Source organism: Fimbriimonadaceae bacterium (assembly GCA_019638775.1).
In the GTDB taxonomy this organism is placed as follows: Bacteria; Armatimonadota; Fimbriimonadia; order Fimbriimonadales; family Fimbriimonadaceae; genus JAHBTD01.
In genome coordinates this window covers 172048-190895 of sequence record JAHBTD010000001.1, presented here as the reverse complement: position 1 = coordinate 190895, position 18848 = coordinate 172048, and the positions used below count along the sequence as shown (strand labels likewise).

At 55.7% G+C, this 18848-nt stretch carries 23 protein-coding genes; 13 read left to right on the top strand and 10 right to left on the bottom strand.

Annotation, left to right across the window (positions count from 1 at the left end; genetic code table 11):
• Positions 1-2: 2 nt before the first annotated feature.
• A complete protein-coding gene (locus KF784_00815) occupies positions 3-719 on the bottom strand; it encodes a DUF1697 domain-containing protein (protein ID MBX3117578.1) in 717 nt (238 codons plus the stop codon).
• Here KF784_00815 and KF784_00810 point away from each other — a divergent pair.
• The 9 genes from KF784_00810 to KF784_00770 all read left to right on the top strand — a co-directional run bounded on the left by KF784_00810 (position 706) and on the right by KF784_00770 (position 6986).
• A complete protein-coding gene (locus KF784_00810) occupies positions 706-1029 on the top strand; it encodes a hypothetical protein (protein MBX3117577.1) in 324 nt (107 codons plus the stop codon). The genes KF784_00815 and KF784_00810 overlap by 14 nt on opposite strands.
• Positions 1030-1245: 216 nt before the next feature.
• Positions 1246-2001 carry a hypothetical protein gene (locus tag KF784_00805; GenBank protein ID MBX3117576.1) on the top strand — a complete coding sequence of 252 codons (756 nt, stop codon included), beginning with the start codon at positions 1246-1248 and terminating at the stop codon, positions 1999-2001.
• Between the two features lie 121 nt (positions 2002-2122).
• Positions 2123-2929 (top strand): SUMF1/EgtB/PvdO family nonheme iron enzyme, encoded by an 807-nt coding sequence (locus tag KF784_00800; protein ID MBX3117575.1) that lies wholly within the window; start codon positions 2123-2125, stop codon positions 2927-2929.
• A gap of 395 nt (positions 2930-3324) precedes the next feature.
• Positions 3325-3537, top strand: a complete 213-nt coding sequence (locus tag KF784_00795; protein MBX3117574.1) for a hypothetical protein — start codon at positions 3325-3327, stop codon at positions 3535-3537.
• Positions 3538-3577: 40 nt separating this feature from the next.
• Positions 3578-4111 carry a DinB family protein gene (locus tag KF784_00790; protein MBX3117573.1) on the top strand — a complete coding sequence of 178 codons (534 nt, stop codon included), beginning with the start codon at positions 3578-3580 and terminating at the stop codon, positions 4109-4111.
• 125 nt (positions 4112-4236) lie between these two features.
• Entirely contained in the window at positions 4237-4764 is a 528-nt protein-coding gene (locus KF784_00785) for a hypothetical protein (protein MBX3117572.1), read from the top strand.
• A gap of 139 nt (positions 4765-4903) precedes the next feature.
• The gene (locus tag KF784_00780; GenBank protein MBX3117571.1) at positions 4904-5839 is read left to right on the top strand and encodes an ornithine cyclodeaminase family protein; all 936 of its coding nucleotides are present in this window, start codon (positions 4904-4906) and stop codon (positions 5837-5839) included.
• Between the two features lie 111 nt (positions 5840-5950).
• A complete protein-coding gene (locus tag KF784_00775) occupies positions 5951-6361 on the top strand; it encodes a cupin domain-containing protein (protein MBX3117570.1) in 411 nt (136 codons plus the stop codon).
• A 73-nt stretch (positions 6362-6434) separates the two neighbouring features.
• A complete protein-coding gene (locus KF784_00770) occupies positions 6435-6986 on the top strand; it encodes a hypothetical protein (GenBank protein ID MBX3117569.1) in 552 nt (183 codons plus the stop codon).
• A gap of 1168 nt (positions 6987-8154) precedes the next feature.
• Here the strand turns inward: KF784_00770 and KF784_00765 are convergent.
• From KF784_00765 to KF784_00735, 7 genes are all read right to left on the bottom strand, one after another.
• Positions 8155-8394, bottom strand: a complete 240-nt coding sequence (locus KF784_00765) for a hypothetical protein (protein ID MBX3117568.1) — start codon at positions 8392-8394, stop codon at positions 8155-8157.
• Positions 8395-8402: 8 nt separating this feature from the next.
• Entirely contained in the window at positions 8403-8768 is a 366-nt protein-coding gene (locus tag KF784_00760; protein ID MBX3117567.1) for an N-acetyltransferase, read from the bottom strand.
• A gap of 85 nt (positions 8769-8853) precedes the next feature.
• Positions 8854-9711, bottom strand: a complete 858-nt coding sequence (locus tag KF784_00755; GenBank protein ID MBX3117566.1) for a hypothetical protein — start codon at positions 9709-9711, stop codon at positions 8854-8856.
• A gap of 17 nt (positions 9712-9728) precedes the next feature.
• A complete protein-coding gene (locus tag KF784_00750) occupies positions 9729-10799 on the bottom strand; it encodes a hypothetical protein (protein ID MBX3117565.1) in 1071 nt (356 codons plus the stop codon).
• 61 nt (positions 10800-10860) lie between these two features.
• Complete coding sequence (locus KF784_00745; GenBank protein MBX3117564.1) at positions 10861-11331, bottom strand: DinB family protein; 471 nt, start codon at positions 11329-11331, stop codon at positions 10861-10863.
• A 52-nt stretch (positions 11332-11383) separates the two neighbouring features.
• Positions 11384-11947 (bottom strand): hypothetical protein, encoded by a 564-nt coding sequence (locus KF784_00740; GenBank protein ID MBX3117563.1) that lies wholly within the window; start codon positions 11945-11947, stop codon positions 11384-11386.
• A gap of 15 nt (positions 11948-11962) precedes the next feature.
• A complete protein-coding gene (locus tag KF784_00735) occupies positions 11963-12406 on the bottom strand; it encodes an Lrp/AsnC family transcriptional regulator (protein ID MBX3117562.1) in 444 nt (147 codons plus the stop codon).
• A gap of 130 nt (positions 12407-12536) precedes the next feature.
• Here KF784_00735 and KF784_00730 point away from each other — a divergent pair, with 130 nt between their 5' ends.
• The 4 genes from KF784_00730 to KF784_00715 all read left to right on the top strand — a co-directional run bounded on the left by KF784_00730 (position 12537) and on the right by KF784_00715 (position 16876).
• A complete protein-coding gene (locus tag KF784_00730) occupies positions 12537-14153 on the top strand; it encodes a hypothetical protein (GenBank protein ID MBX3117561.1) in 1617 nt (538 codons plus the stop codon).
• Positions 14154-14280: 127 nt separating this feature from the next.
• Positions 14281-14982 (top strand): peptide-methionine (S)-S-oxide reductase MsrA, encoded by a 702-nt coding sequence (gene msrA, locus KF784_00725; protein ID MBX3117560.1) that lies wholly within the window; start codon positions 14281-14283, stop codon positions 14980-14982.
• Positions 14983-15017: 35 nt separating this feature from the next.
• The gene (locus tag KF784_00720; protein MBX3117559.1) at positions 15018-15875 is read left to right on the top strand and encodes a hypothetical protein; all 858 of its coding nucleotides are present in this window, start codon (positions 15018-15020) and stop codon (positions 15873-15875) included.
• 29 nt (positions 15876-15904) lie between these two features.
• Positions 15905-16876 (top strand): TIGR01777 family oxidoreductase, encoded by a 972-nt coding sequence (locus KF784_00715; protein MBX3117558.1) that lies wholly within the window; start codon positions 15905-15907, stop codon positions 16874-16876.
• On the opposite strand, the gene KF784_00710 is transcribed toward KF784_00715, so the two are convergent.
• Positions 16873-17697 carry an HDOD domain-containing protein gene (locus tag KF784_00710; GenBank protein MBX3117557.1) on the bottom strand — a complete coding sequence of 275 codons (825 nt, stop codon included), beginning with the start codon at positions 17695-17697 and terminating at the stop codon, positions 16873-16875. The genes KF784_00715 and KF784_00710 overlap by 4 nt on opposite strands.
• Before the next feature lie 172 nt (positions 17698-17869).
• Positions 17870-18784 carry an HDOD domain-containing protein gene (locus KF784_00705; GenBank protein ID MBX3117556.1) on the bottom strand — a complete coding sequence of 305 codons (915 nt, stop codon included), beginning with the start codon at positions 18782-18784 and terminating at the stop codon, positions 17870-17872.
• Between the last annotated feature and the right edge of the window lie 64 nt (positions 18785-18848).

Sequence of the window (18848 nt, the reverse complement as noted above, 5' to 3'; positions counted from 1 at the left end):
CCCTACGCCTCACCCATCAAAGCCGCCAACTTCAATACCGTATTCCAATTTCGTCCTGTTGCTTGGGCAGTCAGCTTCTTCCACAACTTATGCTCAGAAAGCTTCGACACGCCGATACCAACCGGGAAGCATGCGTACAGGTAACCGCCCACAAGCTTATAGCTTTCCGGCCCCGAGTAAACCTCACGAATCTCCTGAATAGCCTCTTCAGAAGGCGGCTCAACGAACGTAAACACGAGCAAATGGCTGGGGTCATCCTTTGCAGAGTCAGGAAAAGGGTTCGCGCCGATCATCTGCATCCATTCCCATTCCGAGCGCACGTAAAACTGAACGTTTAGACTCAGCCGCTGAGAGGCCTCCGTCCTCAACAACTCTTCAAGTTCTGCGGTGGAACCCGTTTCGGTCTTAAAAACAAAGTTCCCGCTCTGTAGCAAAGTTTGGGCGCGAGTGAGCCCGATCTCAGCAAGAAACGCCCGAAAATCCGCCATCTTGATAAGGTTGTTCCCACCAACATTGATCCCACGAATGAGCCCCACAAATCTCGCCACGAGAACATTGTATCTGCCGCACCAGACGATTCCAATCTCAGCCGTACGCCGTGCCTGCTCAAGAATATCTCCCAGTCCAGATTCGGCAAGAGCATCGAATTGGTCGGGTAAGCTCGAACCTATGAGGTTCAGAATTCTCCTGACGTTGGCAGCGATCGTGTCTGTTTCCATGGTCGTGAGTCAGGCCAAGCCCCCCACGAAGAAACCCGCGCCCGTCAAGGCGACCTTTGCCAAGCACGTTGCGCCGTACATCAAGAATTACTGCGTGAGCTGCCACACCGGAAAGGACGCACCGGACAAGATCGACTTCAGCATCATCAAGAAAGAAGAAGACGCCAAGAAGAACATCAAGTGGTTTACAAAGGGCGCCCACGAGGTGGCAGAAAAGAAAATGCCGCCAAAGGGAATGACCCAGCCCAAAGCCGAAGAAACCAAGATGTTCGCTGCATGGGTGAAGGCAAACACCCCTAAGACGAAGTAACAACTTTTGGGAGTGCGCGAATTTATTCGCGCTTTCAGGGGCGGCGATTTATCGCCGCCCCTGTTTTTGTCTAAGACGGTGCATGACATCGTCAACACCCGCAAAAATCACTCCACAATCGACGAAAGTCACAGGTGCAGAAACGCAACGGTAACTTATACTTTCTACTGAAGGGAGATTTACACGGACCCAACTGACGACCCCTTAGGATTTGAAATGAGAAAGCTATTCTTTTTCTTCATCGCTGCAACCATCGCTTCGCAGCTCCTTGCTCAAGACGAAGACATGCCCAAGGCCAGTGCCGCTAGCCGCAAGTACCACGAATATCGAGGACAAATCACCGAGCCAAGCTACGGCCTCGCCAAAGTAAAGGCGCTAATCAAGAAGATTAAGCCGAAGAATGTCGAAGATGATATGGGAGATTTGAGCCTGCCCGACAAAACTTTTGACGCCCTCACCGTCGAAGAAAAATTCACCTACACAATGCTTCACGGCGAGATTTGGTCACAGGTCTGCGACGTATCGTTTGCGATGCAGGGCGAAGAGAAGATGATCTTTGCCTACTTCCCAAGCATGTTCGGTGGAGAGCAGCTTTGGAGCCCAAGACAGCGAGAATTCTTGAAGAAGAATCGAACCAAGGTCATCAGTCTCGTCAAGGAAACGATGACCAGCAAGAAACGAATCGGTGTCAACCTCAAGGAGGCCATCGTTGAGGTCAACGCATATGAGCTGATCCCCGACATCATCGCCATGTACAACCGCGACAAAAAGGATCACGACATCCTCACGCTGCTGTTCCTGCTGATGAAGGAAGGCAACTACAAGCCGTTCATAGAATCGGCAGCGCATGCCAAGCTGTACAGTGAGGATGCGAGATACGACGCCTACCTCACCGCAAACGCTCAAAACCAAAAGCTGACGCTCGACCGCGCGACGGCTTACTACAAAACCAAAGTCAAGCCGAAGAAGTAAGAGGAATCAAACTCCCTCCCCAGTCAATCGCAAGAATGGATGGGGAGGGACGAAAATAATAAGATAGGATTTGAATCTCCGATAGCCGATAGCCGATAGCCGATCGCCCTTACACCCCCAAATGCTTTCCACCCTCGCCGGACTGATCCTAATTCTCTCGCCAATCCCAGAGCCAAAAGCTTTCGTCGCCGTTAAGGCCGGAAAGTACACCGTCGGCGACACCATCCGCCTCGATAACTTCAAGCGCACCGTCACCCTCAAGGCCTTTGAGATCGCCAGATACGAGACCACTAACTCCGAATTTGAAGCGTTCGTCAAGGCGACGAAGTACGTCACGGACGCCGAACGCAAGCACGATGCCATGGTCTTCGATCCCCCGATGGAAGAGTTTCGGTGGACTCAAGACAAGACCGCTTTTTGGCGCTTTCCAAACGGCAAAGCAAGGGGAGGGATCGGCGACAAAATGGACCACCCCGTCACCTGCATCAGCTATCACGACGCACAGGAATATTGCAAATGGGCAGGCGTTCGGCTGCCGACGCTCGACGAATGGGAGGTTGCCAGTCGAGCTGGGGCTAAGACCGATTTTTTCTTTGGCAAGGAAAATACAGAGATCGGTCAATACGCAAACGTCTGGCACGGGCGTGACCACACAAAGCCAGACCTCAGCGACGGCTATATGTACACCTCGCCGGTAGGGAAGTTTAAGCCGAACCCGTGGGGCCTGTACGACATCTACGGTAACGTGTTTGAGTTCTGTTCGGGCAGGGTCGAGAGCGATACGTCTGAGCGAAGCGTCCACGCGCGCGGCGGGTCGTGGTGGTGCAGCAAAAACGCCTGCAACTTCTTTAACTCGGTCGACATCGGCAAAATGGACATCCGTGCATCCTTCAGCAATCAAGGGTTCCGGGTTGTAAAAGGGAAGTAAGCGCGCTCGCTTTTTGATAGTCCGCAGCATTGTGCCCAAGCCTCCCCTCCCTCCATTTTTCTGGAAATGGAGGGAGGGGGCAGGGGGTGGGAGGTCTCCTTTGGGAGTGCGCGAATTTATTCGCGCTTTCAGGGGCGGCGATTTATCGCCGCCTTTTTTTGCCCCGAAACTGCATCCTGAAGGCATAAGGATCCGGCCACGGGAGGGCAACGCTCCGTCGTTGCGGCTTGATGCGCAATCTATCTACCGGAGGGCAACGCTCCGTCGTTGCGGGTTCATGCGTGATCTAGCCACGGGTGGGTAACGCACTGTCGTTGCCGCTTGTGCGCAAAGGGAAGCAGTCCAACGGCTCTCATCGCAACTCAGCCGCAAGCCCGGTCGTACCTACGAGTGCGATGAAAGCACGACTCGGCAACTGGAAAACCGCTCTCTTGTGCGCCGTGCTCGGCGCAGCCATCATCGGGTTCAGCATTGCGGGATACATCGTTCGAAAAGAAGGCTTTGAAGGTCTCCTGAACCGCAAAAAGAGCGTTATCAAATCTACTTTTCCAGAAGCAATGCCTATCGTCGACAAAGCCGAAAAAGCCATCAAAGAGTCAGGGAACTAGCTCCAATCTAACCGGACAACTCCAAGGTATCGTCATTCCCATGACCGCAATCGACCTCCTCAAACTCGACGCCGAGTACGGATTCAAGCAACTCATGGAAGCCCTCGAAGGCATCACCCAGCCCCAGGCCTGGGCCAAACTCACCCCGCAAGGCAAGGAATACCTCCACACCGACGGCTCCGTCCAGGGAATTGCGCTGCACATCGCCTCGGTAAAGTGGGCTTACGCCAGCATCACCTTCCGCAACACCGAACTCCGCTGGCATCAAATCGCTGACCAGATGGAGGCCTTCGAGCCCTCTTGGGATGGCGCGCTCGACTACCTCAAGCGCGGGCACGATTATTGGATGGCAAGCTGGGCAGACCTCAAAGAGGAAGAATTAGAGGAGATGCGCCCGACCAATTACAAGAAGGAACTGCCCGCCTGGCGCATGATCCAAATCATGAATCAGCACGACGCCTACCACGCCGGGCAGATCGCCACCATACGCTATGCCGCAGGCGAATCGGACACCCCGCCCATGTCTTACGCCGAAGACATCCGGGGAAGTTGTCAAGATTCGGCAGCTTGGTAGCGGGCGCTTATTTAGCATTCTAAGCACAAAAGGCGCATCAATGCCCGACTTCTGCGCTACCAATCAACTGCGCCGTTGCCCATCCCGTCCCAACTGCGTTAGTATCCGAAAATTGAGGCGACCCTATGACCCAACTCCTTTTTGCCGCCGCCATGATCGCAAGCTCCGCTGCGAACCAACCCTTCACGGTCCGCTACGCACAGAGCATCACCGGTCATAACGTTTCGGTCTCCCTGAACGGTAACCGCGCCAAAACCACCTTTGCCGGAAAGCTCGGCTTCCAAGATCAAAACCGTTCGTGGATGTCTTACTGCGCCCAGCCAGGCTCCCCCATCCGCGCCGGTCAATTCTTCCAGGTCAGGTCTCTAAGCTCAGCCAAGCAGGGGGGCAACGTCGCCAAGGCGGGCAATATCGTCGCAAAATTCTTCAGCTCCGCCCAAACCGCCGACCAGTGCGCTGGACTTCAGCTCGCCATATGGGAAGCGGTTGAAGATGGCGGGGATAAGCCGCACTTCCTGAGCGGAAGATTCCAGGCAAGAGCCAGCGAAGCCGTCATCGCCTACGCCGAAGCGTATTACGATGCCATCGACGAAGAGGGTGACGCGATCTTTCTGCAATCCGGCGGCGACGGGCAAGACCAGATCACGACCTAACCGCTACCCCTAGCTAGCTTCTTGGACACCCGAACTCCTTAGCACGGGTGTCCATTTTGCATGCCTCAACTCTCACAAAGAATAACGGCCATAACCGCAACTGCCCGCCCAAACCACTCACCCAAGTAACATATCCCCAATGTCCGCATTCCGCTCCATCACGGCCCAAGACCTCGCCCGACTCCTGCCCTTCAAAGAACTCGTCGAGGCCCTTCGCGCCCAATACCAAAGCGGATGCACCGTCCCCCCACGCCACCACCACACCGTCGATCAAGGAAGCGAGCCCGAATCCACGCTCCTCCTCATGCCCGCCTGGGACGACGAGTGGCTTGGAATCAAAAACGTCACCGTCACCCCTGGGAATGGCGCGCGCGACCTGCCGACCGTCAGCGCCACCTACCTCCTCTACCGCAAGCAGACAGGAGAGCTCGCCGCCATCATCGACGGCGCTGAACTCACCGCTCGCCGCACCGCCGCCAACTCCGCCCTCGCCGCCGACCTCCTCGCCCATCCCGACGCTAAGCGCATGCTCATGGTCGGCACCGGCAAACTTGGTTCCAATCTTCCGCTCGCCCACGCCTCCGTAAGGCCGCTGGAACGCATCGACGTGTGGGGAAGACGCCACGAAAGAGCCGTTAGGCTGGCTAGTGAATTACAGGCCGCCGGACTGAACGCCTACCCTGTCGAATCCCTCGAAACGGCCTGCCGAGAGGCTGATATTATTAGCTGTGCGACGCTCGCCAAGGACGCGCTCATCAAGGGTGAATGGCTCAAGCCGGGTTCGCATCTCGATCTTGTCGGAGCCTTCCGACCCGACATGCGCGAAGCCGACGCTCAAGCCGTCGCCGGAGCCTGGCTAGCCGTCGATCACCGAGCGGGCGTCCTTGCCGAAGCTGGGGACGTACTCTGCGCCATCTCCGAAGGCGCGATCACCCAAGACCATATCGAAGCCGACCTCCCCCAGCTATGCCAAGGAACCGTTCAGAGGCCTAACGACCAGGAGCAAAGAACGGCCTTCAAATCTGTGGGCATGGCCCTCCAAGACCTCTGCGCGGCAAAGATGGCGCTGAGGTAGCCTTTACAGCAAGAACCGCTGCACTTGTCAGCACACCAATCGACGAGTTAAGGTTTAGACAAAGCCCACTACCCTTGCAAACCCACCGCTTTACCGCCTATCCTTAACGTTATGCTCGACGAACAAACGCCGATTACACTTGCGCCAAACGAAGGTCGTACCTACTTTTGCGGCCCCATGCGCGCGGTCTTCAAAGCCGACGGCGAAGAGACGGGCAGCCGCTACAGCGTCTCCGAATGGTGGGTCGAGCCGCAGCAGCCGGGCTCTGGACCACACTCGCACGACGCAAACGATGAACTGTTCTACGTCACCGAAGGCACGATGTCGTTTCGTGTGGGCGACGAATGGACCGACTGCCCTCGCGGCACATTCCTGCGTGTCCCAGCCGGTGTCATCCACGATTTTCGCAACCGCACCGACGCCCCTGCCTGCGTCCTGAACGTCTTTCTCCCCGGCGGGTTCGAGGAATCCATGCCCCAGATCGTAAAGTGGTTTGAAGATCACCCCGAAGGCGTACAGTAACCGCTCGGTCGTGGCTAGGGAGCGCGACGCTCCATTATTGTCATGACCCTCAAAGCCGTACAATTCAATCCAAATGCGCATTGCCGACTTCATCGCCCAAGTCAAGGAGCAGGGAACGCTTCTCGCCCTACGCTGCGAATGGCAGAAGGACGATAAGTTCTTATGCGGCTATGTAGATGAAATAGAGGGCGATGACTTTAAGCTCCGATATGTGAACTTCCACGGAGAGCCTGGGCATTCTGGAGCGGAGTACGACTGGATCGGATTTGACGAGGTCGACTGGATCGAAACCGATAGCCGTTATCTTCACGCGCTGGAAAAGCTGCACAAGACATGGTCGCAGTTCGAGGGACAAAAGTCAGCCCGTTGGAAGACCAGCCCAGCCTCCGTCAAAAAGGCCCTCAAAGACTGCCACGCCGCCGGAGCGTTTTGCTGCGTCCGCTATGACGACTGCATTTACTATGCAAAGGTCGAAGAAGTGCATCAACACATTGCAAAGCTGGCCGTTTTCTGGGAGGACTATTCTTCCAAGGGAACGGTGTTCATCCGCCCCGACCAGATCAAAGCCATCCGCATCGGCGGAATCGACGAAGCACAGGCAGAGTTCCTGCTGGCAAAGGCGTAAAAAGGCGTTCTCCCAGGAACCTCACAAATCAGAAACCCCTCCCTCCATTTTTCCGGAAATGGAGGGAGGGGCTAGGGGGAGGGAGGTCACGGGCTACCTGGCTGTGGGCGCCGTTCTTCGACTCCGCCGAGAAACGCGCCTGCCCTGGCCAATCGGGGATGACGGAAGCAAAGGAGGGGGTGATTGGATAGCACGGTCTTGTCCGAGTACCACAACCCATCGCAAAGGCCCTCCTCCCCCTTGAGGGGGGAGGCTGTGAGCGCAGCGAACTGGGTGGGGGTGATTGGACAGAGCGGCCTTGTCCGAGTACCACCACCCACCGCAAAGGAGCTTCCTCCCCCTTGAGGGGGGAGGAACCAAAGGAGGGGGTGATCGGGTGGCACGGCCCCTGCGCCATCGCAGATTCTGCGCGCCCTGTCTTAGCCTGCTGCCCAGCCCCCGCATTCAGCCGCGCTCCTCGCCACCCTCCCCCTGTATCCCCCTCCCATCAAGGGAGGGGGGATTCCCTTCGGCCTTGGCTCGAGGACTTCCTCCCCCTTGAGGGGGGAGGCTGTGAGCGCAGCGAACAGGGTGGGGGTGATTGGACCGCGCATCCCTTGCCCGAGTACCACCACCCAACGCAAAGGATCTTCCTCCCCCTTGACGGGGGAGGAGCCAAAGGAGGGGGGTGATAGGGTGGCACGGCCCCTGCGCCATCGCAGATTCTGCGAGCCCTGTCTTAGCCTGTTGCCCAGCCCCCGCATTCAGCCGCGCTCTTCGCCACCCTCCCCCTTTATCCCCCTCCCATCAAGGGAGGGGGATTCCCTTCGGCCTTGGCTCGAGGACTTCCTCCCCCTCGAGGGGGGAGGCTGTGAGCGCAGCGAACAGGGTGGGGGTGATTGGACCGCGCATCCCTTGCCTGAGCACCGCAACCCATCGCAAAGGCCCTCCTCCCCCTTGAGGGGGGAGGCAGTGAGCGCAGCGAACTGGGTGAGGGTGAATGGACCACGCTGCCTTGCCCGAGTACCACCACCCATCGCAAAGGCCCTCCTCCCCCTTGAGGGGGGAGGAACCAAAGGAGGGGGTGATTGGGTGGCACGGCCCCTGCGTCATCGCAGATTCTGCGAGCCCTGTCTTAGCCTGTTGCCCAGCCCCCGCATTCAGCCGCGCTCTTCGCCACCCTCCCCCTTTATCCCCCTCCCATCAAGGGAGGGGGAATCCCCTCCGGCTCGGCTTGATCCGGCTCTGCCTCCGGCTCCTGCCCGTCCGCCTTTTCCTTAGCCTTGTCTCTTTCAGACAAGATATCGTCAATCGTCACGGCCCCTTCCCCAACCGGGCTCTTCCCGATCAGCTTCTTGCCCTCTGCTTTGCTCAAATTGCCCTGCTCGACCAGCTTGCGGAGGACTACTGCGTTACAAAGATTCTCCACGCCCCAACCTATCCCACTAAATCCGCATACTCTTGATGCTTATCCAAGAACCCCTTCACAAACGGACACACCGCTTTCACCTTTAACCCATCGCTCCTGGCCGACTCAAGCGCGTACCGCGTGAGCATGTTCGCGATCCCGCGTCCTCGCAAGGCATGGGGCACTTCAGTGTGGTTGAGCGACACTACTCCCGAATCTCTGCGATAGTCCAAGATTGCAAGACCGCCGTCAAGTTGGAGCTCATACCGGCTCCGCTCGGTATTGTCCTTCGGCGTTGGGATAGCCGTGACCGCAGGAGGATCACTGGCGGGGAAAGATTCGTCCAAAGCCTCGTCAAGCCGGTCATCCGTTTGTGTGTGCTTGTCATTCATCATGGGCTTCTTTCTACGCCATCCCTATCCACGTAGGTTCAACAAGATGCGTAAGATTAGGCAGTACGTACGTCCAGTCCATGACTTATCAGCGATGGGAAAATAGTTGGCCAACCTCTTCAAGAGCCAGCCGTACCTTGTCCCAAGCATGCCCCGGCTCCGTGCCACCATCGCGCACCACGACCAAGCTCCAGCCCCACACACGCCAAGGATCAAGCTGCAACTCTTTGGCAAACCGCCGTATCCGTCGCTCTAAGATCAAAGGCAAGTCTTCCCACTCCCCAATCTCCTCGATCGGATTGCGGATAAACGCCGACGGCTCAAATGCCGGATCGCCAATCAATCCCTTGGGGTCGATCACCACCCAACCCTCTGGGCCAAGCAGAATGTTGCTGTGGTGCAAATCACCATGCAAAAACACCTCTTCAGTGGTGCTTTGCAATAGCTCCTGCCCGAGCGGGTCGTCGGCATCAACGTAGTTGCGAAGGGGCATCAACCGATTGTGGTGCAGGCATCCTTGCTTGCCCGATCCGCTGGAGGGACATTGTCCACAATGTCCACTCTCGTTATGGTGCAGGCTTCCAGCCTGATCCGTCAACTCCCACTCCAGCGCATCCACTGGGTTTTCACGTATCCGGTGAGCAAACTCAACTGTAATGTTGAGGCATTCTTCATCGGATAATCCTGCTTGTGAAAGGGAAGTCCCCGGCAACAGTCGATCCATCAGGATCACCCCTGTCGCCTCATCCCAAGCATGCACCTTCGGCCCGACTGTGCCCGACATCCGTACCACCGCCACGCACCCACTGGTCAGCTCTTCCCCCTGAAAAGGAACCTTCAAAACCCGCGTCTCGTCGGCAAACACCCGCGAGCAGTACCCGCTCGGAAGCTCGACCTCGGGTTGGAACCCCCAGGACTCGGCAAGTTCCCGGACTTTGACGTCCATGGAGAATGGGTCGCTCTTCATGGCCGTCGATCGGTCAAGCCGGAAAGCCAGCTTGCTCCCTCAAGGAGGGCCAACGCCGTCACCGCGGGTCGATGCAGGTACACGTTATCTGCATTGAATGTCAGCGCTTCCGAGATCGTTTGCTGTCGATAATCCTCAACTGTTTCCTGCGAGCCAGAGCGAGACGCCGCCATGAACCATCGCTCGGCTGGAGCTTGTGGAGCGAGGCCAGTGTCGGGTTTGAACTTCGATCTAAGCTCGCTCCAAAGCTGGCCACGCCATTTGGCCACCCAAGTCAGCGCAAAGAGATTAGCCATGCATTCAGTTCCAAGGTGTTGTTTGGCATCGGCCGGGCGGACTTCGTAAGCTCCCGTTTCCAGGAGCGCATACGCATAACGCTCCTCCTTGGCTTGCCAAAATCCGATCAAACGGTTGCCAAGCACGTTGCGTAATCTCGCCGACTTCGAAGTCTGCTTGTCTTCGCCCAACGCAATAAAGAGCCTCTCCGCAGACACCAACCCGCCATAAACCTCAATGTTATCCATCAGATATTTCACACGGTAGTTGGCGTGAGCCCAAGTTAAACCGTCAGCCCTGTCCGTAACGCTTTCAATGGCAGCAACGGCGTTCTTGGCTGCTTCTCGAACACTATCGGGCAGCTTGGCGGTTGCCTTGTGATACCGTTCCACCACGATCAAAAACGTTGCTGCCGTCGAGTCAGTGGCGTCGGTCGTGCCTCGGTCTTTATAGTCGTCGCGACTGCCTACAAAGTCGTTGACGGTACCGTTTGAGTGCTGATGAGCGGCGTACCATTCGAGCCATTTGGCAACCCTAGGAAGGTCCGACTCTTGCTTGCCCGCGACCAGTGCCAATGCGGCGTGGTTGGCGAAGTACGGCTGAATCCAGACGGGCCCATCCTTCTTCATCGTGAAGGCTCCATCGGGCAATTGGCAATCGCGGATCAAAGTCAAGCAGTGGGCGATGGCGCGCTCTTGGGGAGTTAGTTGGGACACCTGCGCATCAACGTGCCCGGCCAAACAGACCGCCACCGACACAGCCACTGCAAACCTGCTCAGGAGCCTACTCATGGATAGGCAAAAGCCTACCTGCGTTCATCCAATAGCAGGAGCGACACTGTAATGAACTCGCCTACACGAACTTCATCAACTGCCGAATCGCGCCGAGATGATAGGCCATGTGCGGCAGAACGTTCAGAGCGCCGATCAGATTGTCTTCGTCCGACCAATCTTCGTTCTTCTCGAACCACGCCACGAACGAATTGCATTCAGAGCGGACGGTTGCCACAAGCTCCTTCCACTCCGCCTCATTAACGGATTGCTTGTCCCAACTCGTCTCCCACGTCCCCACAGGCTCCGGCCCACCCTGTAGATTATTCGCCCACCGCATCGCAAAGAGGATGTGATAGGTGTGGGCGGCGATGGTGGAGCAGTCGGGTGCGGGGTGCGTAGAGGCTTGTTCGGCGGTGACGGAATCGAAAGAGTCGAACAACGCTTCGTTGCGTTGTATGAACCAACTGTAGTCTTGGCTTTGCGGAACGCCTTCAAAGCACTCACGCAAAAGCGTTGTTGTCGCTTGCTGAAAGTCAATGGAGTGTGCCATGAGATTATTGTAGACAAATGTATATCAAAATGCAATGATTTTGATATCATTTTCATATCATTTGGAGGTCGGCCACTGCGGCCCGCCAAGCCTTCATTTGGATCATCCGCGCGATCGGCAAAAAAGTCCAGAAAAGCCAGTGCTGCGGCCCTGCAATACTGGTCACCTGCAGCTTCAAACGCCCATCCTCTCGCCACAAATGCGCCTGCCAAATCCCCCTGCCAAAATGCCGAGCCGTAGTTACATAACCGATCCGGCAATCTGTATCAGACGACTCCGCAACAAAGATCTCTGCTGCCGACCACAAATATAACTCTTTCACAGAGGGGAGTAAGAAAGCCTTTTGGATGATGCGGTCACCAGGACGCAAGTGCCGCGCCTCGTTTCGAAATCGCCCATAGAAGCGGATGACATTGGGTGGGTAGTACTTGCCGCTGAGCATCCGCTCCCGAATCAGTTCAAATCGCAATCCTTCAGGATCAGCCCCCAATTCAAAGTGTTTGTCATCATCCCAAGCGATCCAGGGCCGCTTGCCGCCTTCGGTCGGGTGCCAAGTAAGGGGGCAGTTCTCTCCCCACTGGATGCGGCTTTCTGGGATGTTCTCGCTGGGTTGCATGGCGGTTCAGTAGGTTCAGTTTGCCTCTTTCACTCGCACCAGCACAATCGAGCTGATCGTTCGCACCACTTCTGGGAAGGCGCGGATGTCCACGAGCAACGCGCGAAGCTCCTCTGTTGATCCAACCTCAACTTTGAGGTAGAAGCAGTCCTCACCGTTTACGTCGTAGCACTCCACGATTCGGGGCTCATTGATGGCGAACTTCTCAAAGACTTCAGTGTCGTTTGGAGTAGGGCGAGTGACGATTCTCACGAACGCCACCAAGGAGCGTCCTTCAAAGTCGGGATTGATATCCACCTTGTAACCGCGGATGATGCCAGATTCCTCAAGACGCTTGACCCGGGCATAGACGCCAGGCCCCGTCAGACCGACGGCGCGTCCAATCGTCGCATACGAGGCGCGGGCGTCCTTTTGCAGTTGTTCGATGATTTTCCGGTCGAGCGCGTCTGCCGATGACATGAAACGGAGTGTATCTCATTCTTAACGAATCGTAATCAAATTTGAAATTTCAGTAATGATTCGTAGCAATTGGGAGAGCTTTTACGCAATGGGGAGATTGATAAGCGGGGTGGTCAGTATCATTCCGCTAATGGTCTTCAAATCGCGTCTGATTCTTTTCTGCTTCATGATCCTCTGCTCTGTAGCGGCGATTGCGCAGCAGCCGCTGTTTTGGGGAGGACTAAAACCGGGGCTGCATTCGGTAGGTTTCCAAAGTCGTTGGGTGGCTGACTACAGCCGAACGTATCAACTCCCCGGAGCAAGCGTGGAAGCCATTTTGGCAAGCAAAGCTCCACGCCCAATTCTGCTGAACATTTGGTATCCGGCGGTTGGACCGAAGGGACAGCCCCTGAAACAGCGCGACTACTTTGCCATTGAGACCAAACAACCGGAGTTCAAGCAGGTTGCCGAGAAACTGCGGGCCTATGAGCTGGACACGGTTGCCACTGAGGTGATGCGCAAGGAGCCCGCGAAGCTTACGCCTGAAGAGAAGGCCGTTCTGAATCAGATTTTGGACACAGCTACGGCGGCGTATCGCGATGCAAAGCCAACGCCCGGTAAGTTTCCGCTCGTGATCTACCATGCGGGGAACGGTTCGTCGTTTGATGACAATTCGGTCCTTTGCGAATACTTGGCAAGCCACGGCTACGTTGTGGTGGGCAGCGCATTTCAAAGTCTTGATGGCTCCTCGATGGCGATTGAAGGGGGTGAAGGATCGGGCCAAGATATCCGGTTTATCATCGGTTACTGCCGTACGATGCCCAACGTGAACTGGGATCAGATCGGGTTTGTGGGGCACAGCGCTGGCGCTCAGGCAGGCGTGATCTTTCAAACACATGCGGGCACGCGTGTTGATGCGTTGGTGAGCCTGGATACGACGGAGGATTACTACAGTCTTGCTGACACCCGTTGGCGCTATATGACCGATCCAGTTCAGAGAAACATGGGCATCATGCATCAGCCGATTCTCTTCTGCGCGGGCCCAGAGGCGGGATTTGACATGGTGGACCGGATGAAGTTCACGCCGCGCCATATCTTTACCATCGACCAGCTTAATCACAACGATTTCATCTCGCAAGGGACGATGAGTCACCGGGCCAAGTCTTTGCTTATGCCGGACTCTGTTGAGCTCAAGCAGACTGCGCAAACGATCCTCGATCGTTACGTGATGCTCAATGAAGTTGAGTTAGCCTTTCTCACCAAATGCCTCAAGGGCGATTCAAAGCTGTTGGATCAACTGATGACTCGATATGACGCGCCGGTGCGGATGGATTCGGCGAGCTTGAGTTATGCGCCGGTTGGCCAGGTTGGTCCAGCGCCCTATGACAGTTCCAGGAGCCTCCCACCTGGTCCACGCGACATTCGACCCCTGATCGCGAAGAATGGAGCTGTTGAGACGGGGAAGCTTCTACAGAGATACAAAGACCAGATTAAGGTCGCGCCCATCTACGATACACAGTTCGCTTTCGCGCTGGTCTTCCAGTTGGCCTCAGACAGCAAGGATGCGGATGCGAAGACGATGTTTGCGGCCTATCGCGATGCGGGAGTCGATGCCGCGAAGGCGCTTTTGTCGAACGGCAGCTTCGCGAAACGATTTGGGATGCTCGAATTTGCCGAGAAGTGTTTCCGGATTTTGCTGATGGTTGATCCGGGGAATAAGGAAGCGGCCGATGAGCTGAAGGCGATGGGGAAAGGCGAGGAGTCTTAGATTTTGGATTTTGGATTGCTGATTGTAGATTGGGGATCGCAGATAGCAGATAGCAGATTGATGATCATGCGTTTGAGGCGATGGGACCTGCGCGAACTTTTTTGCGTAGAAAGGGATTGTGAATGGCATGGCAAAAATGGGAATGCTTTTTGTTTTGGTCTCGGCAGCGGTCATTGGGCTTGCGGTCTTTAGTGTTCGGCAGGGCGGCGATCGCAAACCGCTTTCTGGCAAAATACCGGCGCAAGTGACTATTCCCAAGGATGCAAAAGAGATTGTTCTCGGAGGCGGCTGCTTCTGGTGTATTGAGACACTGTTTGAAGAGCTTGAAGGTGTGTACACCGTTGAGAGTGGCTATGCGGGGGGCAAGTCTGCGCAAGCGACCTATGCCGATGTCAGCTCCGGCACGAGCGGACACGCCGAAACGATTAAGATTTTTTATAACCCGAAAGTGATCACGGCCCATGATCTCTTGACCGTGTTTATGACCGTCCACGACCCCACCACGTTGAACCGACAGGGGCCAGACTCGGGTCCGCAGTACCGGTCGGTGATCTTCTATTCCAACGATGAGGAGAAGAAGTTGGGGCAGCAGGTGATTGACGAGATTGCCAAAGAGAAGATTTGGCCGAACAAGATTGTGACGGTGCTTGAGCCGCTCAAGAATTACATCCGGGCGGAGGAGTATCACCAGGACTACTTTAACAAGTATGAGAACGCGAGCGATGAAGAGCGCGCGCGGATGAATGGTGGCTATTGCCGTGCGATCATTGAGCCGAAGGTGAAGAAGTTCCGGGCGAAGTTTGCGTCGAAGTTGAAGAAGAAGGGGTAGTGCGAATTAGCCTCAACCCTTGGAAGGGTTGCAGCATGGAAAACCGGAGAGCCATCGGAAACGATGGCTTTTTTGTCTATGATCAAGGCGGAGTGAAAATGTCTCCTAATCCTCACGCACGAATATGGTTGATTGCAGCTAGAGACAAACCTCTTGTTGTGATTCTTCGCCTTAAGCCAAGCAAGCACTTTCACGTAATGCTTTGGCACACAGAGACTGGCGAGATCGAGCACGGATCGTGGTTTCATGGCAGGTTATTCGCCGAGCATTGCGCCCTCTCGCCGGATGGCAAATTCTTGCTGTACTCTGCGATGGGCGCAACAGGGGACACGTGGACTGGAATCTGCAAACCGCCCTGGTTGCAGACTTTATGTCATTGGAAAGAAAGCGGGACGAACTTTGGCTATGGGGGCTGGCAAGACTCCACCACGTTGGTAACACACTATTCATCTAATGATGAAGGCTTTGAAATGAATACAGCTGATCAGTTGCCCTTCATAATTATCGCGGTTGGAGATGACAACACAGATGCTTTGAGTGGCGGCTGGATTGAGCGTCCCATTCCAGAGATGCCAGGCAGCATCAAACCAGAACGGGTCAGCAGATGGCAGCAGGTCAACCACCAAGGGTGGGAGAAGAAACCATCACCGAATCATCCCAATCTGATTCGTCAATACACAACAGATAATAAGAACTGCTCTTTGTACTACAGTTATCAATTGGAGGGTTGCGAGGGGTTGCTTGGCCCGGAGGTGAATCAGGCGGACTGGGATAGCGAAGGATGTCTTGTTGTTGCTTCCTGTGGTGTCATCCAGAGATACACTCTTTCGGACATGAATGCGGGGAAACCAAGCTTCTTGCTTGACCTCGAACCACTTGCTCCACCCACGTAACGTCACCCAGTTTTAGAGGCAGTCATAGAATGAAAATCGTTATCCCCGGAGGGTCGGGCCACGTTGGGCAGATGCTTGCCCGTTACTGGCAGAAGCAGGGCCATGAGATTGTCGTGCTTTCGCGCTCCTCTTCGGCAGGGGAAGTGAGGGCCGTTGCCTGGGACGGCAAGACCCTTGGTCCTTGGACTGAGGAGTTTGAAAACGCCGACGTCATCCTCAACCTGGCGGGACGGTCGGTCAACTGCCGCTACACCGAGGCTAACCTCAAGCAGATGATGGATTCGAGGGTGGATTCCACACGGGTTGTCGGGCAAGCGATTGCTCAAGCAAAGCACCCGCCCAAGCTTTGGTTTCAAGCGAGCACCGCGACAATCTATGCTCACCGGCTCGACGCTCCCAACGATGAATACACCGGCATTCTTGGGGGAGATGAACCAGGAGCGCCGTACAAGTGGAACGTGAGCATCGAGATCGCCAAGGCCTGGGAGCGCGAACTTGACGAAGCCGACACTCCGAGCACGCGCAAGGTCGCGCTACGGTCGGCGATGACGATGAGCGTGGAGGATGGGAGCGTTTTCGACACGATGGCACGGCTTGCCAAGAAGGGGTTGTTTGGCACTTCAGGGTCGGGGGAGCAGTACGTTTCGTGGGTTCATGAACAGGACTTCGTGCGCGCGCTCGACTGGATCATCGAGCATGAAAACATCGATGGGGCGATAAACATCTCTTCTCCGAATCCAGTGCCAAATAAGGAGTTCAACCGGATTCTTCGTCAGGTGTTGAGAGTGAGGGTTGGACTTCCTACGATGAGTTGGATGCTGGAGCTCGGCGCGCTCGTTATGAGGACGGAGACTGAGCTGATCCTCAAGAGCAGGCGCGTTGTTCCGACAAGATTGCTGGAATCGGGATTCACGTTTGACTACCCCGAGTGGGAAGGGGCGGCGAAGAGCTTGGCTGAGGCGTGGACACGTCGCGTTGTGAACAGTCGGATGCGCGTTTAGGCCGCCGACTTTTGCGGCAGGCAATCCCAAGCGATGTCCCCGATCAGCTCTATCGTCTCGAGCTCCTCTTCGGGCGAGAGTCCGATTGCTGATTGGACAAAATCTGGGCACTCGGTTGTGGCGAGATTCCTGGTGAGTCCGTAGCCGAACGTTTCGGCAAGGTACTCGGCATAGACAAGGCAAGCTACCGTTTTGGATTCGGTGGGATGATCTTCGGGGGCTGACATGGAGCTTACAACGTCCAGCAACTTCGGGGAGAGATTCCACGATCGCAGGGCCCCGGCGGTCAGTTCGTAAGAGCACTCGTCGTAGGTGCGCAGGAATTCGTCGGAAACCGTGAGCAAGTGAAGGCGGGAGGACTCGACCATCTTGCGAAACTGCATGGGCTCGGTCACAGCGAAGAGTCCGAGGCCAACGTCGTGGAGGATGCCTGCTGCGAAGATTTCGTCAGGCAAGAATTCACTCTTGTGTCCGTGCTCGCGCACTTGGGTTTCGAAGAGGAAGCGCGCCATAACGCCGACGAATGTGCTGTGGAGTACAAACTGTCGAGGATCGAGCAGGGCGGCTTTTACGCGCTCTGAGATCACGGCTTGGACGATGGAGGCGATCGCGATCGCGGTTAGGGAGCGTTTGCCAAGAACGAGGATTGCGCGGCGGACGTCGGTAACTCGTTCTGACGATCCATATGCAGCGCTTGACGCAGAGCGCAAAACCATTGCCGTGAGCGCAGGGCTGCTGGTGATGATCCGGTGCAGATTGGATGTTTCAGGCTCGACGGGGCCTTCCAGCACACGACGCAGCTCGACGGAGGCCTCCGCCATGTGCGGTACCGCATTCTCTACCGAGATTTCGTTTTTAAGTTTTGTAAGAAATGCTTTGTGCACGTAACGCCTCAACTTATATTTGCGGCAGATAACGATGCACTCTTTAGGTGATAGCCTGTAATTGATCGTATACAAGCCTCTATTCTAAGTGTGAGAAATAGGCAATGTCTTAGGCTGCATTTTTCTTGGGGAGGCATCCCAAGGCGACTTCTCCAATCAGGTCCGTCACTTCAAGCTCTTCATCAGACGACATTCCGACGGCATCTTGGACGAACGCAGGGCACTCTGTTGTCGCCAGGTTTTTTGTCAATCCAAATCCAAATGTTTCGGCTATGTAGTCTGCGTATACCAAGCAGGCGGCGGTTCGAGATTCTGTCGGATGGCTTTCTGGGTCGGTCATTGCACCGACGAGTTTTCTCATCTCGGGAGAGAGATCCCAGGCTTTCAGGGCGCTTGTGGTCAGTTCGTACGAGCTTTCGTCGTAGGTGCGCAAGTATTCGTCTGAGACCGTTAAGACGTGAAGGCGAGAGGATTCGACCATCTTGCGGAATTGCATTGGCTCGGTTACGGCGAACAGGCCAATACCGACATCGTGCAGGATGCCCGCGGCAAAAACTTCATCGGCTAGGAACTCGCTTTTGTGGCCATGCTCACGCACTTGCAGCTCGAACAAGAACCTCGCCATGACGCCGACAAAGGTGCTGTGGAGGACGAACTGTTGAGGGTCAAGAAGGGCTTTCTTTGCTCGCTCGGAGATGATTGCTTGTACGATCGATGCGATGGCAATGGCGAGCAGTGATCGCTTTCCAAGAACAAGGATCGCGCGACGGACGTCCGTGACTCGGTCTGTGGCGCCTGACGATGCGCTTGACGCCGATCTCAACACCATCGCGGTCAGCGCGGGACTGCCAGCAATGATCTTGTAGAGAGTCGCCGTAGACGGCTCGTCTTCTTTCTCGATAACTCGCTTGAGTTCGACGGCTGCTTCTGCCATATGGGGCACAGCAGTTTCTAGGGCGATAGCGTGTTTAAGTTTGGCAAGAAAAGCTTGTTTCAAGGGTTCCCCCAAAGTAATGAATGGCATTGCTTAAGGGACTCCTCAGTCCGAAATTCGGACATGTGGAAAAATGCCGTCGAAATGACATTTT

What these genes read in the sequence shown, in the direction of transcription:
- KF784_00815 (MBX3117578.1), bottom strand. Translation starts at nt 719, where the DNA reads ATGGAAACAGACACGATCGCTGCCAACGTCAGGAGAATTCTGAACCTC.
- KF784_00805 (MBX3117576.1), top strand. Translation starts at nt 1,246, where the DNA reads ATGAGAAAGCTATTCTTTTTCTTCATCGCTGCAACCATCGCTTCGCAG.
- KF784_00800 (MBX3117575.1), top strand. Translation starts at nt 2,123, where the DNA reads ATGCTTTCCACCCTCGCCGGACTGATCCTAATTCTCTCGCCAATCCCA.
- KF784_00795 (MBX3117574.1), top strand. Translation starts at nt 3,325, where the DNA reads ATGAAAGCACGACTCGGCAACTGGAAAACCGCTCTCTTGTGCGCCGTG.
- KF784_00790 (MBX3117573.1), top strand. Translation starts at nt 3,578, where the DNA reads ATGACCGCAATCGACCTCCTCAAACTCGACGCCGAGTACGGATTCAAG.
- KF784_00785 (MBX3117572.1), top strand. Translation starts at nt 4,237, where the DNA reads ATGACCCAACTCCTTTTTGCCGCCGCCATGATCGCAAGCTCCGCTGCG.
- KF784_00780 (MBX3117571.1), top strand. Translation starts at nt 4,904, where the DNA reads ATGTCCGCATTCCGCTCCATCACGGCCCAAGACCTCGCCCGACTCCTG.
- KF784_00775 (MBX3117570.1), top strand. Translation starts at nt 5,951, where the DNA reads ATGCTCGACGAACAAACGCCGATTACACTTGCGCCAAACGAAGGTCGT.
- KF784_00770 (MBX3117569.1), top strand. Translation starts at nt 6,435, where the DNA reads ATGCGCATTGCCGACTTCATCGCCCAAGTCAAGGAGCAGGGAACGCTT.
- KF784_00760 (MBX3117567.1), bottom strand. Translation starts at nt 8,768, where the DNA reads ATGATGAATGACAAGCACACACAAACGGATGACCGGCTTGACGAGGCT.
- KF784_00755 (MBX3117566.1), bottom strand. Translation starts at nt 9,711, where the DNA reads ATGGACGTCAAAGTCCGGGAACTTGCCGAGTCCTGGGGGTTCCAACCC.
- KF784_00750 (MBX3117565.1), bottom strand. Translation starts at nt 10,799, where the DNA reads ATGAGTAGGCTCCTGAGCAGGTTTGCAGTGGCTGTGTCGGTGGCGGTC.
- KF784_00745 (MBX3117564.1), bottom strand. Translation starts at nt 11,331, where the DNA reads ATGGCACACTCCATTGACTTTCAGCAAGCGACAACAACGCTTTTGCGT.
- KF784_00740 (MBX3117563.1), bottom strand. Translation starts at nt 11,947, where the DNA reads ATGCAACCCAGCGAGAACATCCCAGAAAGCCGCATCCAGTGGGGAGAG.
- KF784_00735 (MBX3117562.1), bottom strand. Translation starts at nt 12,406, where the DNA reads ATGTCATCGGCAGACGCGCTCGACCGGAAAATCATCGAACAACTGCAA.
- KF784_00730 (MBX3117561.1), top strand. Translation starts at nt 12,537, where the DNA reads ATGGTCTTCAAATCGCGTCTGATTCTTTTCTGCTTCATGATCCTCTGC.
- msrA (MBX3117560.1), top strand. Translation starts at nt 14,281, where the DNA reads ATGGCAAAAATGGGAATGCTTTTTGTTTTGGTCTCGGCAGCGGTCATT.
- KF784_00720 (MBX3117559.1), top strand. Translation starts at nt 15,018, where the DNA reads ATGGAAAACCGGAGAGCCATCGGAAACGATGGCTTTTTTGTCTATGAT.
- KF784_00715 (MBX3117558.1), top strand. Translation starts at nt 15,905, where the DNA reads ATGAAAATCGTTATCCCCGGAGGGTCGGGCCACGTTGGGCAGATGCTT.
- KF784_00710 (MBX3117557.1), bottom strand. Translation starts at nt 17,697, where the DNA reads ATGGCGGAGGCCTCCGTCGAGCTGCGTCGTGTGCTGGAAGGCCCCGTC.
- KF784_00705 (MBX3117556.1), bottom strand. Translation starts at nt 18,784, where the DNA reads ATGCCATTCATTACTTTGGGGGAACCCTTGAAACAAGCTTTTCTTGCC.